The 12,255-nt window shown below is 56.3% G+C and carries 12 protein-coding genes; 9 read left to right on the top strand and 3 right to left on the bottom strand.

The features are described 5' to 3' along the window. Nucleotides 1-41 precede the first annotated feature (41 nt). On the bottom strand, nt 42-830 hold the full coding sequence (modE, locus tag ACH0WD_RS17300; RefSeq protein ID WP_001147416.1) for a molybdenum-dependent transcriptional regulator: 789 nt from the start codon (nt 828-830) through the stop codon (nt 42-44). A gap of 128 nt (nt 831-958) precedes the next feature. On the opposite strand from modE, the gene ACH0WD_RS17295 reads away from it, so the two are divergent. From ACH0WD_RS17295 to modC, 4 genes are all read left to right on the top strand, one after another. Further along, entirely contained in the window at nt 959-1,108 is a 150-nt protein-coding gene (locus ACH0WD_RS17295) for an AcrZ family multidrug efflux pump-associated protein (RefSeq protein ID WP_000891513.1), read from the top strand. 166 nt (nt 1,109-1,274) lie between these two features. Continuing rightward, on the top strand, nt 1,275-2,048 hold the full coding sequence (modA, locus tag ACH0WD_RS17290; RefSeq protein ID WP_000951407.1) for a molybdate ABC transporter substrate-binding protein: 774 nt from the start codon (nt 1,275-1,277) through the stop codon (nt 2,046-2,048). Beyond that, entirely contained in the window at nt 2,048-2,737 is a 690-nt protein-coding gene (gene modB / locus ACH0WD_RS17285; RefSeq protein WP_000604026.1) for a molybdate ABC transporter permease subunit, read from the top strand. Before modA ends, modB begins: the two co-directional genes overlap by 1 nt. Before the next feature lie 2 nt (nt 2,738-2,739). Next, nucleotides 2,740-3,798 (top strand): molybdenum ABC transporter ATP-binding protein ModC, encoded by a 1,059-nt coding sequence (gene modC, locus ACH0WD_RS17280; RefSeq protein WP_000891708.1) that lies wholly within the window; start codon nt 2,740-2,742, stop codon nt 3,796-3,798. Here the strand turns inward: modC and ACH0WD_RS17275 are convergent, their stop codons facing one another. After that, nucleotides 3,799-4,617 (bottom strand): pyridoxal phosphatase, encoded by an 819-nt coding sequence (locus tag ACH0WD_RS17275; protein ID WP_000127031.1) that lies wholly within the window; start codon nt 4,615-4,617, stop codon nt 3,799-3,801. Nucleotides 4,618-4,780: 163 nt separating this feature from the next. Between ACH0WD_RS17275 and pgl the strand changes: the two genes are divergently transcribed. Then, on the top strand, nt 4,781-5,776 hold the full coding sequence (gene pgl, locus ACH0WD_RS17270) for a 6-phosphogluconolactonase (protein ID WP_000815468.1): 996 nt from the start codon (nt 4,781-4,783) through the stop codon (nt 5,774-5,776). Nucleotides 5,777-5,919: 143 nt separating this feature from the next. Here the strand turns inward: pgl and ACH0WD_RS17265 are convergent, their stop codons facing one another. Next, nucleotides 5,920-7,203: a putative acyl-CoA thioester hydrolase gene (locus ACH0WD_RS17265; protein WP_001094765.1), complete on the bottom strand. Its 1,284-nt coding sequence runs from the start codon at nt 7,201-7,203 to the stop codon at nt 5,920-5,922. Nucleotides 7,204-7,440: 237 nt separating this feature from the next. Between ACH0WD_RS17265 and hutI the strand changes: the two genes are divergently transcribed. From hutI to hutU, 4 genes are all read left to right on the top strand, one after another. Continuing rightward, complete coding sequence (hutI, locus tag ACH0WD_RS17260) at nt 7,441-8,664, top strand: imidazolonepropionase (RefSeq protein ID WP_001249477.1); 1,224 nt, start codon at nt 7,441-7,443, stop codon at nt 8,662-8,664. Then, nucleotides 8,661-9,602, top strand: a complete 942-nt coding sequence (gene hutG, locus ACH0WD_RS17255; RefSeq protein WP_000195681.1) for a formimidoylglutamase — start codon at nt 8,661-8,663, stop codon at nt 9,600-9,602. The genes hutI and hutG overlap by 4 nt, the downstream gene beginning before the upstream one ends. Nucleotides 9,603-9,646: 44 nt before the next feature. After that, nucleotides 9,647-10,372 carry a histidine utilization repressor gene (locus ACH0WD_RS17250; RefSeq protein WP_000287413.1) on the top strand — a complete coding sequence of 242 codons (726 nt, stop codon included), beginning with the start codon at nt 9,647-9,649 and terminating at the stop codon, nt 10,370-10,372. 196 nt (nt 10,373-10,568) lie between these two features. Next, nucleotides 10,569-12,254 carry a urocanate hydratase gene (gene hutU, locus ACH0WD_RS17245; protein ID WP_001115217.1) on the top strand — a complete coding sequence of 562 codons (1,686 nt, stop codon included), beginning with the start codon at nt 10,569-10,571 and terminating at the stop codon, nt 12,252-12,254. Nucleotide 12,255 lies beyond the last annotated feature (1 nt).

The following is a 12,255-nucleotide window of genomic DNA, read 5'->3' as shown; positions in this document are numbered from 1 at the left end:
AATGACAGGGATACGTCTTTCGGCAACGGATGTCAATGTGCTTAGCACAACGTTGCAATAATCACTCTGTCCGCATTAAACCAGGCAATCACGTCATCGCCTTCCTTTAACGTGGCGGCATCCGCAGTCGGTATCGTGGCGCACAGCGTCTGGCCGTCCGGCAGCGCCATCAACACTTCACACTGTTCCGCGCCGCGCTCGATATGGCTGATCGTTCCCGACAACTGATTGTCAGCGGCGCGTGCAACGGCTGCATCCCGGGTAATGCCAACCCATGGCGCTTTTAGCAGGATCAGCACTTCTTTACCTTCCTCCAGGCCGAGACGCTCGCCGCTTTGCGCCGTCAGCGCGACTTTGAGCCGCGTTTTGCCGTCGGCCAGCAGCACATCGACATGCTGTTGCACCTGATCGCGATCGCGGGCGGTAATGGTGCCGAACCACTGATTTCGGGCGCTGGTTTGCAGTGAAAAGCGGGAGATAGCGGCCAGCAGACTGTCAAGCGGCAGGGCGTCATCGTCGCTTAACACATCGAACGCTTTTTGCTGAATTTGGCCCAGCAAATCGTAAAGCTGGATCAGACGCTGGCCATAGCGGGTTAATACCGCGCCGCCGCCGCCTTTGCCGCCCGTTGCGCGTTCAACCAGCATATGTTCGCTAAGCTGGTTCATGTCGTTTATCGCATCCCAGGCGCTCTTATAGCTGATTCCCGCGTCTTTCGCGCCCTGACTAATCGAGCCGGAAAGCGCAATGTGTTTCAGCAGAGAGATACGTCGGGGATCGGCAAAAAGCTTTTGCTGAAGTTTCAGGGTAAGAAGGATTTCGGCCTGCATAACCAGCTCCTGGTAAAAAGACTATTGTGACTGAAAAGCGCGTCAGCGCAAAGCCGACCGCACAAAAGGGGAGTGCTTTTCTGTGTGATGCGGTTAAAATACAAAAAGGACTATATCTGGAGTTGCCCATGTTAGAGTTATTAAAAAGTCTGGTATTCGCCGTCATCATGGTACCGGTAGTGATGGCCATCATCCTCGGTCTGATTTACGGTCTGGGTGAGGTGTTCAACATTTTTTCCGGTATCGGTCAGAAAGACCAGTCCAGACAGAACCGCTGATTTCCCCAAACGCCCGCTCAGTCGGGCGTTTTTGTTACTCAAGATCCTGCTTTTCCTGCCGATATTTTCTGTGTTTAATCGTTAATGGGTATGAATAACCGCTGGGAAACCCCTGAGATTATCGTTATATTATCGTTTACATAACGAAACGCACAAGGAGTTACAGATGGCGCATTCCTGGTTACGCCTGGTCGCAGGGGCGACATTATCTTTCATCATCGCTGGTCATGCGCTGGCGGATGAAGGCAAGATCACCGTATTCGCCGCCGCGTCGCTAACGAACGCGATGCAAGACATTGCGGCAGAATATAAAAAAGAGAAAAATGTGGATGTGGTTTCCTCATTCGCCTCCTCTTCAACGCTGGCGCGCCAGATAGAAGCGGGCGCGCCGGCGGATCTGTTCATCTCTGCTGACCAGAAATGGATGGATTACGCAGCCGATAAAAAAGCGGTGGATACCACGACGCGCGAAACATTGCTTGGCAATAGCCTGGTGGTGGTGGCGCCGAAAGCCAGCGAGCAGAAACCGTTTACCATCGATAACAAAACGGACTGGATTCGTCTGCTGAACGGCGGGCGTCTGGCGGTGGGCGATCCGCAACACGTACCGGCGGGAATTTATGCCAAAGAAGCGCTGCAAAAGTTGGGCGCATGGCAAACGCTTGAACCGAAACTGGCGCCGGGCGAGGATGTGCGCGGCGCGTTGGCGCTGGTCGAACGTAACGAAGCGCCTTTGGGCATTGTATACGGTTCTGATGCGGTCGCCAGCAAGGGGGTTAACGTGGTGGCGACGTTCCCGGAAGATTCACATAAAAAAGTGGAATACCCCATCGCTATCGTGGAGGGGCATAAAAATGCGACCGTCAGCGCGTTCTATGATTACCTGAAAGGACCGCAGGCCTCGGCAATCTTTAAACGTTATGGATTTACGACGAAGTAATGATACTGACCGATCCAGAATGGCAGGCTGTCCTTCTTAGCCTGAAAGTGTCTTCCCTGGCCGTGCTGTTTAGCCTGCCGTTTGGGATCTTTTTTGCCTGGTTACTGGTGCGATGCCGGTTTCCGGGCAAAGCCTTACTTGATAGCGTCCTGCATCTGCCGCTGGTGCTGCCGCCGGTGGTGGTCGGCTATCTGCTGCTGGTGTCGATGGGGCGACGCGGGTTTATTGGCCAGTGGCTGTATGACTGGTTCGGTCTCACGTTTGCCTTTAGCTGGCGCGGCGCCGTGCTGGCGGCGGCGGTGATGTCCTTCCCGCTGATGGTGCGGGCCATTCGGCTGGCGCTGGAGGGGGTGGATATCAAGCTTGAACAGGCCGCCAGAACGCTGGGCGCCGGGCGCTGGCGCGTTTTTCTGACTATCACCTTACCGCTTACCCTGCCGGGCATTATTGTCGGTACGGTGCTGGCGTTTGCCCGTTCGCTTGGCGAATTTGGCGCGACCATTACCTTTGTTTCCAATATTCCGGGCGAAACCCGCACCATACCTTCCGCCATGTATACTTTGATTCAGACGCCTGGCGGGGAGAGCGCGGCGGCGAGGCTGTGCGTGATTTCGATTGTATTAGCGCTGATTTCGCTGTTGATTTCTGAATGGCTGGCGCGGATTAGCCGTGAACGGACGGGGCGCTAACCATGCTGGAGCTTAATTTTTCCCAGACGCTGGGAACGCACTGTTTAACCCTCAACGAAACGCTGCCAGCCAGTGGGATCACGGCTATCTTTGGCGTCTCCGGCGCGGGAAAAACCTCGCTGATTAATGCCATCAGCGGTTTGACTCGCCCGCAAAAAGGACGCATCGCGCTGAATGGCCGGGTGTTGCATGACGCGGAAAACGGTATCTGTTTAACGCCGGAAAAGCGCCGCATCGGTTATGTTTTCCAGGATGCGCGCCTGTTCCCCCATTACAAAGTACGCGGCAATTTGCGCTACGGCATGGCGAAAAGCATGACCGGTCAGTTTGATAAGCTGGTGTCGCTGCTGGGAATTGAAGCGTTGCTTGATCGCCTGCCGGGGGGCCTGTCCGGCGGAGAAAAACAGCGCGTAGCGATAGGCCGGGCATTGCTCACCGCCCCGGAGTTGCTGCTGTTGGACGAACCGTTGGCCTCGCTGGATATCCCGCGTAAACGCGAATTACTGCCGTACCTGCAACGGCTGGCGCGAGAAATCAATATTCCCATGCTGTATGTCAGCCATTCTCTCGATGAAATTCTCCACCTGGCGGATAAAGTCATGGTGCTGGAGGATGGACAGGTTAAAGCGTTTGGCCCGCTGGAAGAAGTCTGGGGAAGCAGCGTTATGCACCCGTGGCTGCCGAAAGAGCAACAGAGCAGTATTCTGAAAGTCAGCGTGCTGGAGCATCACCCGCATTATGCCATGACCGCCCTGGCGCTTGGCGACCAGCACCTGTGGGTAAATAAACTCAATCAGCCGCTGCAATCCACACTGCGTATTCGTATACAGGCGTCGGATGTCTCGCTGGTACTACAGCCGCCGCAGCAGACCAGTATCCGCAACGTATTGCGGGCAAAAGTGGCGAATTGTTATGACGATAACGGACAGGTGGAAGTCCAGCTTGAGATAGGCGGCAGAACGCTGTGGGCGCGAATAAGCCCGTGGGCCAGGGATGAGCTGAATATCAAGCCTGGCCTGTGGCTTTACGCGCAGGTGAAAAGCGTTTCTATCACCGCCTGACTATAGCAGGTGGGTGTAAATAAATTTGGCGATGCTATCGGTAGTGTTATCGCCGATCACAACGTCAGCGCGCGCTTTCACCGCCTCATCGGCGTTGCCCATCGCAACGCCGGTGCCTGCCGCCTCCAGCATACTGATGTCGTTGTAGTTATCGCCGAAAGCGATCACATTTTTCATTGACCCTCCCTGCGCTTCTATCCACTGGGTAAGGCGCTTGCCTTTACTGTTGCCTTTGCGCGCGATATCCACCTGATCGTGCCATGACCATTCGCACTCCAGGCCAAGCGCCTGTTCAACATGCTGACCGAACCGCTGTAGCCTGGGAATATCTTCATCGGTAAGCGCAAACTTCCACACGGCATTCACGTCGCGCGCCGCCTGCGCCAACGAAGAGACCTGTGTAAAGGTCGGACGTTGCTCCGGCGGCAAGGTCTGCGCCCACCGGGAGGTACGCACGACGTGACCGGTTGGGTGTTCGTAAAGCATAGCGTCATCAACATACATCAGGCCGTGAATCTGATGCTCATCCAGTAAATCAATCAACTGCAACGCCTTATCCACGGGCATAGGATCGGCATCCAGGACAGTTTTAGCTTGATAATCATACAAATAGGTGCCGTTGCAGCAAATAGCAGGTGTTTCCAGCGCCAGCGCCTGATAAAAAGGATGAATAGCAACGTGATGGCGACCAGTGACAATGATAAGTTGAAAGCCCGCCTCTTTGGCGCGTGATAGCGCTTCAAGCGAGGAGGGGAGTAAGGTTTTATGCGGGGTTAATAATGTTCCGTCTAAATCGAGGGCAATCACGCGTGCAGTCATAATTTTTTCCAGATTAAGAGTAATAATTCCGTCTGTCGGCATGGTACACCGGGACGGTAAGCAGACAAAATTCTGCGTCTGAATTCAGCATTCGCCGTCAAAAGCGACTACGTTAAGCTGTGTCCTGTTATTGCAGCTACATGCCATATGCAAAGGAGTATTCATGAAACAAACAGTCTATACCGCCAGCCCTGAGAGTCAGCAAATTCACGTCTGGAGCCTGAACCACGAAGGGACGCTGACGCTGGTGCAGGTCGTGGATGTGCCCGGTCAGGTTCAGCCGATGGTGGTCAGTCCGGATAAACGCTACCTCTATGTCGGCGTGCGCCCGGAGTTTCGTGTCCTGGCGTATCGTATTGCGCCGGATGATGGCGCGCTGACGTTTGCCGCCGAATCCGCCCTGCCGGGTAGCCCGACCCATATTTCTACCGATCATCATGGTCGTTTTGTCTTTGTCGGATCGTATAACGCCGGTAATGTCAGCGTGACGCGCTTACAGGATGGTCTGCCGGTTGAGCTGGTGGATGTGGTGGAAGGGCTGGACGGCTGCCACTCGGCAAATATTACGCCTGATAACCGTACCCTGTGGGTGCCTGCGCTAAAACAGGATCGCATTTGTCTGTTTACGCTAAGCGATGACGGCCATCTGGTGGCCCAGGAGCCGGCGGAAGTGAATACAGTTGAAGGGGCAGGCCCGCGTCATATGGTCTTCCACCCGAATCGACAATATGCCTATTGCGTCAATGAACTGAACAGTTCGGTGGATGTCTGGCAGCTTAAAAATCCGCATGGTGAGATAGAGTGCGTACAAACCCTGGATATGATGCCCGCCGATTTTTCCGATACCCGTTGGGCGGCGGATATTCATATTACGCCGGATGGACGGCATCTGTATGCCTGTGACCGCACCGCCAGTCTGATTACCGTCTTTAGTGTCTCCGAAGACGGCAGCGTACTGAGTGTTGAAGGCTTCCAGCCGACGGAAGCCCAACCGCGCGGCTTTAATATCGACAATAGCGGAAAATACCTGATTGCTGCGGGTCAAAAATCACATCATATCGCGGTCTATGAAATTACGGGCACTCAGGGGTTGCTGACGGAAAAAGGCCGTTATGCCGTCGGCCAGGGGCCAATGTGGGTTGTGGTGAACGCGTACTAAAGCGCTGTGTGCCGGAGGACGGCGGGCTGGAGCTCATCAAGGCGGGCTGCCTGATTAATTTCGATAAACATCGCTTGCAGTAAAACCACGGGCCGCCACATCTGCTGCGGCGGCCCGTTTATAAGCCTGAACCGGAACGGCGATTACTGCTTAGGTTCCGCCACCACTTTACTGCCTACACCGCGGTTGTTGTATTCCCACATGCGGTTGTAGTTAGTGTCGTTCAGATTACGCTGCACCTCGTCTTTGTCATCCACGGTTCCCGTATTTCCGGCAAACGGACGTTTCGAGATGACCGCGTCGGCCCACGGTTTGGCAACGTTGAAGCCCTCGTTAATCACGCTGTCGCGGATCACGACCTGACCGTTGGTGTTGGCGTCGACATCCAGCGAGCGGCCAAGCTGCGCAACGCCATCGCCGGAGGCGTTAAAGTGGCTGTTGATCGCTAAAAAGCCATAGTAAATATTGGACAGCGTCGCCGGGGCGAAGACGTAGGCTTCCTGCTGTGTGCGGGAGTTGACGACCTGGAAGTTGGTGTTATCGAACACCACGGCGCCGCGTCCGGACACCATATCCACATCGCCTTCAATATAGCTGTTCGTCACCAGCGTACGCGGCTGACGATCGGTTTGCAGACGGTTCTGCACGCCGCTGTTGGTCACAAAGAAGGTGTTCTGGCGGCCAAGGATATTGACCTTGTTAATCTGGACTTTGTCGCCATCGGTACGCAACGCCACCGCCGGATGGTTTCCGGCATCGACACTGTCGCCCAGCGTGTTCTCGATGGTCAGATTTTGTAGCTGCAGACCGTTATTCTGCGACCAGAACGCGGCAGAACACATTACACCGATCGTTGCGGCGTGTTTGCTTTGGCAGTTATCGAACATATACCAGGCGGGTTTACCAGGCATATATTTCCCGCCGGGATTCACCGCGCGGCGCCAGTCAGCGACGCTCATTTCACCATCAATCGCCATCCCAATTTTCACATCGATCGGTTTTTCACCGGTCCCGTACAGGGTCAGACTTCCCGGCGCGGCGGGAACATACACGGTCCCCTGATAGTCGCCCGGCATAATAGCAATGTACTGGCGTTTGTTCGTGCGTTTAACCATTGCCGCATCGACCGCGGCCTGAATCGAGGTGTGCGTAACGCCTGGCGTACCTGCCGGCCCCACCACAAAGTCAGGCTGTGCGGGCAGGGTAATCGGCGACGGCGGCCACGGGGCGGTATTCGGCGTCAGGGAGGCAAAATAGCGCGCCGCAACGAAGTTTTTCGCTTCATTTGCCGACAGAATTGGGCGCGAGGCGGTGCCAGGCGCGGTTTGATCGGAAGGGATCTGATCGGGTGGCGTAGAGCTACAGGCGCTCAGCGTCACGCCAAAAGCCAGTGCCAGCGCCAGACGGGAAACCGATAATGTATTCACAGGTTGCTCCGGGCTTGAAAAAGTTAAATGACATCCATTGAAGCCTGCTTTTTTATACTAAGTTGAACGAAACGGGAAGGCGAAAAGGTAAAAAGTTCCTTTTCAGGCTGGAAACACCTGTCGCATCAGATAGTTTTATCACAATTAAGCAACAACTTTCGCGCTTTGAGTTGACAATCCGGAGCAGAAAGAAAATAAATGTCTATACAACTCATGACAGGCAAGAGAGCGACAGGAATGCGGCAACTTTTACCGGGCGATACTGTCTGGCGAAACATCAGGCTGGCGACAATGGACCCGCAGCGGCAAGCCCCGTACGGGCTGGTGGATAACCAGGCGCTGATTGTACGCGAAGGGCATATTTGCGATATCGTGCCAGAGACGCAGCTTCCTGTCAGTGGGGACAATATCCATGATATGCAGGGACGACTGGTAACCCCGGGACTTATCGATTGCCACACGCATCTGGTGTTTGCCGGTAACCGCGCCGCAGAGTGGGAGCAGCGGCTTAACGGCGCGTCATACCAGCATATTAGCGCTCAGGGCGGCGGCATTAACGCGACGGTATCAGCAACCCGCGCCTGTGCGGAGGAGCCGCTCTACCTGCTGGCGCGCGAACGCATGATGCGCCTTGCCAGCGAAGGCGTTACGCTGCTGGAGATTAAATCCGGCTATGGTCTGGAGCTGGCGACAGAAGAAAAGCTGTTGCGCGTTGCTGCAAAACTTGCCGCCGAAAACGCTATCGACATTAGCCCCACGCTATTGGCCGCTCATGCTACACCAGCGGAGTATCGTGACGACCCGGACGGCTACATCACTCTGGTCTGCGAGACGATGATTCCGCAGCTCTGGCAAAAAGGGTTATTTGATGCGGTAGACCTCTTTTGCGAGAGCGTCGGTTTTAATGTGGCGCAGAGTGAGCGCGTGTTGCAGACGGCGAAGGCGTTAGGTATTCCCGTTAAAGGCCATGTTGAGCAGCTTTCGCTGTTGGGCGGCGCGCAGTTGTTGAGCCGTTATCAGGGTTTATCGGCGGATCATATCGAATATCTTGATGAAGCGGGCGTCGCGGCGATGCGTGACGGCGGTACTGTCGGCGTATTATTGCCCGGCGCGTTTTATTTTCTGCGCGAGAGGCAGCGCCCGCCGGTAGAACTGCTGCGCCGCTATCAGGTGCCTGTCGCCGTCGCCAGCGATTTCAATCCCGGCACCAGCCCGTTTTGCAGTTTGCATCTGGCGATGAATATGGCCTGCGTACAGTTTGGTCTGACGCCGGAAGAGGTATGGGCGGGCGTTACGCGCCATGCCGCTCGCGCGCTGGGAAGACAGGCGACGCATGGGCAGATCAGGGCCGGCTACCGGGCGGATTTTGTGGTGTGGGATGCTGAACAGCCGGTAGAGATTGTGTATGAGCCGGGGCGTAACCCTTTATATCAGCGGGTATACAGAGGACAAATCTCATGACGCAATGGTATCCGGCTTCTCCGGCGCTCTGGCAGGGGCGCGATGACAGTATAGAAGCGCCGGATGCGCGGCGTCTGTTTCAGACCGTCACGCGCAGCGAGACCTTTTCCCCCGAAAACTGGCAGCAAAAGATCGCGTTAATGGGATTTGCCTGCGACGAGGGGGTAAAACGCAATGCAGGCCGTCCCGGCGCGGCAGGCGCCCCGGACGCGTTGCGTAAAGCGCTGGCGAATATGGCCAGCCACCAGGGACATGAACGGCTGGTGGATTTAGGCAATTGGGTTGCGCCGACGCCCGATCTGGAAGGCGCGCAGCAGGCCTTGCGCGATGCGGTAAGCCGCTGTCTGCGGGCCGGGATGCGCACGCTGGTGCTGGGCGGCGGGCATGAAACCGCGTTTGGACACGGCGCGGGGGTGCTGGACGCGTTTGCGCAGGAAAGCGTAGGGATCATTAATCTTGATGCGCATCTGGATCTCCGTCAGACCGACCGGGCAACATCCGGGACGCCGTTTCGTCAACTGGCGCAGCTATGCGACGCGCAGAGCCGCGCGTTTCATTATGCCTGTTTCGGCGTGAGCCGTGCGGCGAATACGCAGGCGTTGTGGCGGGAAGCGCAGTGGCGGAATGTTACCGTGGTGGAGGATCTGGACTGCCATGACGCGCTGGCGCAGATGGCGCAGTTTATCGACAAGGTGGATAAAATTTATCTGACTATCGATCTCGACGTATTGCCTGTCTGGGAAATGCCGGCCGTCTCCGCTCCCGCAGCGCTGGGCGTGCCGCTGATACAGGTTCTGCGTTTAATTGAGCCGGTTTGCCGCAGCGGAAAATTACAGGCGGCGGATCTGGTTGAGTTTAATCCACGCTTTGATGACGATGGCGCAGCGGCGCGCGTGGCGGCGCGGCTTGGCTGGCAAATCGCGCACTGGTGGCGTTAATCTGTCATCCGGAAAACACTATCCGCATAAGGAAGGCTTCACGCATGTATTCATCCCGCTCCCGTTCTGCGCCTGCGCCTTTTTACGAAACGGTGAAACAGGACATCTGTAAAAAAATAGCCGGCGGCGTCTGGCAGCCGCACGATCGCATTCCGTCGGAAGCTGAACTGGTCGCCCAGTATGGCTTTAGCCGAATGACCATCAACCGGGCGCTGCGTGAGCTGACGGATGAAGGGTGGCTGGTGCGTTTACAGGGCGTGGGGACGTTTGTCGCCGAACCGAAAGGCCAGTCCGCGCTGTTTGAAGTCCGCAGTATCGCCGAGGAGATTGCCGCCCGCCGTCATCAGCATCGTTGTGAGGTGCTCACGCTGGAGCGCGTGCGGGCAAACGCCATCCAGGCCAGCGCTCTCAACGTCAATGAGAGCGATGTCATTTTCCATTCCATCATGGTGCATTATGAAAACGATCTGCCGGTACAAATTGAAGATCGCTGCGTGAATGCGGATATTGCCGTGGATTACCTGACGCAGGATTACCGTCAGACCACGCCGCACGCTTATTTGTCGCGGATCGCGCCGCTAACGGAAGGGGAACATATTGTGGAGGCGGTGCGCGCCACGGCGCAAGAGTGCGCGTGGTTAACTATCAAAGAGCATGAGCCCTGTCTGCTCATTCGTCGTACGACCTGGTCCGCGTCGCGGATTGTTTCTCACGCCCGTTTACTTTTCCCCGGGTCGCGCTACCGGCTACAGGGACGATTTATCTCCTGAGCGGGCCGCTGCCGGAAAACGTGATTGCTGACACAATATAATAAAATTGTATCATTTTTGTTAATTCTATTCTTGTGCTTACTTGTATAGACAAGTATATGTCTGATTCTTATCTGTGGGTCTGCGGCGGTGCCTGATAGTGGCGTTTTAGCGTTATTTGGCGATGGCAGACCGATAATAATGAGGAGTCATTGCTATGCCTGAAAGCAAGTATCGTCAGCAGACTATCCGCGCGCCCAGAGGCACGGTATTAACGGCGAAAAGCTGGCTGACAGAAGCCCCGCTGCGGATGTTAATGAATAATCTCGATCCTGACGTGGCGGAAAATCCGCATGAGCTGGTGGTCTACGGCGGGATTGGTCGCGCCGCGCGCAACTGGGAATGCTATGACGCTATTGTTGATGCGCTCACCAGGCTGGAGGCGGACGAAACGTTGCTTATTCAGTCTGGCAAACCGGTCGGCGTATTTAAAACGCACGACAACGCGCCGCGGGTATTAATCGCCAACTCCAACCTGGTTCCCCACTGGGCGACATGGGAACACTTTAACGAACTGGATGCGAAAGGGCTGGCGATGTACGGTCAAATGACGGCCGGAAGCTGGATCTATATCGGCAGCCAGGGAATCGTGCAGGGAACATACGAAACCTTTGTCGAGGCGGGGCGTCAGCACTATAACGGCACGCTGGCGGGACGCTGGGTGCTGACTGCCGGGCTGGGCGGCATGGGCGGCGCGCAACCGCTAGCCGCGACGCTGGCCGGAGCGTGTTCGCTGACGATTGAATGCCAGCAAAGCCGTATCGATTTTCGTCTGCGTACTCGTTACGTGGATGAGCAGGCCGCCACGCTGGATGACGCGCTGGCCCGCATTACGCGCTACACCCGCGAGGGGAAAGCCGTGTCCGTCGCCCTGTGCGCGAACGCGGCGGATATCCTGCCGGAACTGGTTAATCGCGGCGTGCGCCCGGACCTGGTGACCGATCAGACCAGCGCCCACGATCCGCTACATGGCTATTTACCCTCCGGCTGGCGCTGGGAGGAGTATCAGAAAAACGCGCAATCCGATCCCCACGGGACGATGCAGGCAGCGAAACGTTCCATGGCGGCACATGTTCGGGCGATGCTGGCGTTCAGTCAAATGGGCGTGCCGACCTTTGACTATGGCAACAATATTCGCCAGATGGCGAAAGAGATGGGGGTGGAAAACGCCTTTGATTTTCCGGGATTTGTGCCAGCCTATATTCGTCCGCTGTTCTGTCGTGGTATCGGGCCGTTTCGCTGGGTGGCGCTGTCCGGCGATCCGCAGGATATCTATAAAACCGATGCCAAAGTCAAAGAGATAGTGGCTGAGGATAAACATCTGCATCACTGGCTGGATATGGCGCGCGAGCGCATTCATTTTCAGGGGCTACCGGCGCGTATCTGCTGGGTAGGCCTGGAGTGGCGGCAAAAACTGGGGCTGGCGTTCAACGAAATGGTGCGTTGCGGCGAGGTATCCGCGCCCATTGTGATTGGCCGCGATCACCTGGATTCCGGTTCTGTCGCCAGCCCTAACCGTGAAACCGAAGCGATGCGCGACGGCTCCGACGCGGTTTCCGACTGGCCGCTGTTAAATGCGTTGCTGAATACCGCCAGCGGGGCGACATGGGTATCGCTCCATCATGGCGGCGGAGTGGGGATGGGTTTTTCGCAACACGCCGGTATGGTGATTGTCTGTGATGGCACTGACGAGGCCGCCGCGCGTATTCGCCGCGTGTTACACAACGATCCGGCGACGGGCGTCATGCGCCATGCCGATGCCGGATATGATCTCGCGGTGGAATGCGCTGTTGAGCAAGGTCTGAATTTACCGATGGTTGCGGCGACGCAGGGGAAAGGCTGAT

Origin of the sequence: Salmonella sp. 2020_1395 (assembly GCF_043848115.1) — a bacterium.
Taxonomy (GTDB): Bacteria; Pseudomonadota; Gammaproteobacteria; order Enterobacterales; family Enterobacteriaceae; genus Salmonella; species Salmonella enterica.
The sequence above is the reverse complement of the archived record's forward strand: the minus strand, read 5'-3'. Positions and strand labels throughout refer to the sequence as shown.

Bases quoted from the DNA above. Each gene is read 5' to 3' on its own strand.
- modE (WP_001147416.1), bottom strand. From the start codon at position 830: ATGCAGGCCGAAATCCTTCTTACCCTGAAACTTCAGCAAAAGCTTTTT.
- ACH0WD_RS17295 (WP_000891513.1), top strand. From the start codon at position 959: ATGTTAGAGTTATTAAAAAGTCTGGTATTCGCCGTCATCATGGTACCG.
- modA (WP_000951407.1), top strand. From the start codon at position 1,275: ATGGCGCATTCCTGGTTACGCCTGGTCGCAGGGGCGACATTATCTTTC.
- modB (WP_000604026.1), top strand. From the start codon at position 2,048: ATGATACTGACCGATCCAGAATGGCAGGCTGTCCTTCTTAGCCTGAAA.
- modC (WP_000891708.1), top strand. From the start codon at position 2,740: ATGCTGGAGCTTAATTTTTCCCAGACGCTGGGAACGCACTGTTTAACC.
- ACH0WD_RS17275 (WP_000127031.1), bottom strand. From the start codon at position 4,617: ATGACTGCACGCGTGATTGCCCTCGATTTAGACGGAACATTATTAACC.
- pgl (WP_000815468.1), top strand. From the start codon at position 4,781: ATGAAACAAACAGTCTATACCGCCAGCCCTGAGAGTCAGCAAATTCAC.
- hutI (WP_001249477.1), top strand. From the start codon at position 7,441: ATGCGGCAACTTTTACCGGGCGATACTGTCTGGCGAAACATCAGGCTG.
- hutG (WP_000195681.1), top strand. From the start codon at position 8,661: ATGACGCAATGGTATCCGGCTTCTCCGGCGCTCTGGCAGGGGCGCGAT.
- ACH0WD_RS17250 (WP_000287413.1), top strand. From the start codon at position 9,647: ATGTATTCATCCCGCTCCCGTTCTGCGCCTGCGCCTTTTTACGAAACG.
- hutU (WP_001115217.1), top strand. From the start codon at position 10,569: ATGCCTGAAAGCAAGTATCGTCAGCAGACTATCCGCGCGCCCAGAGGC.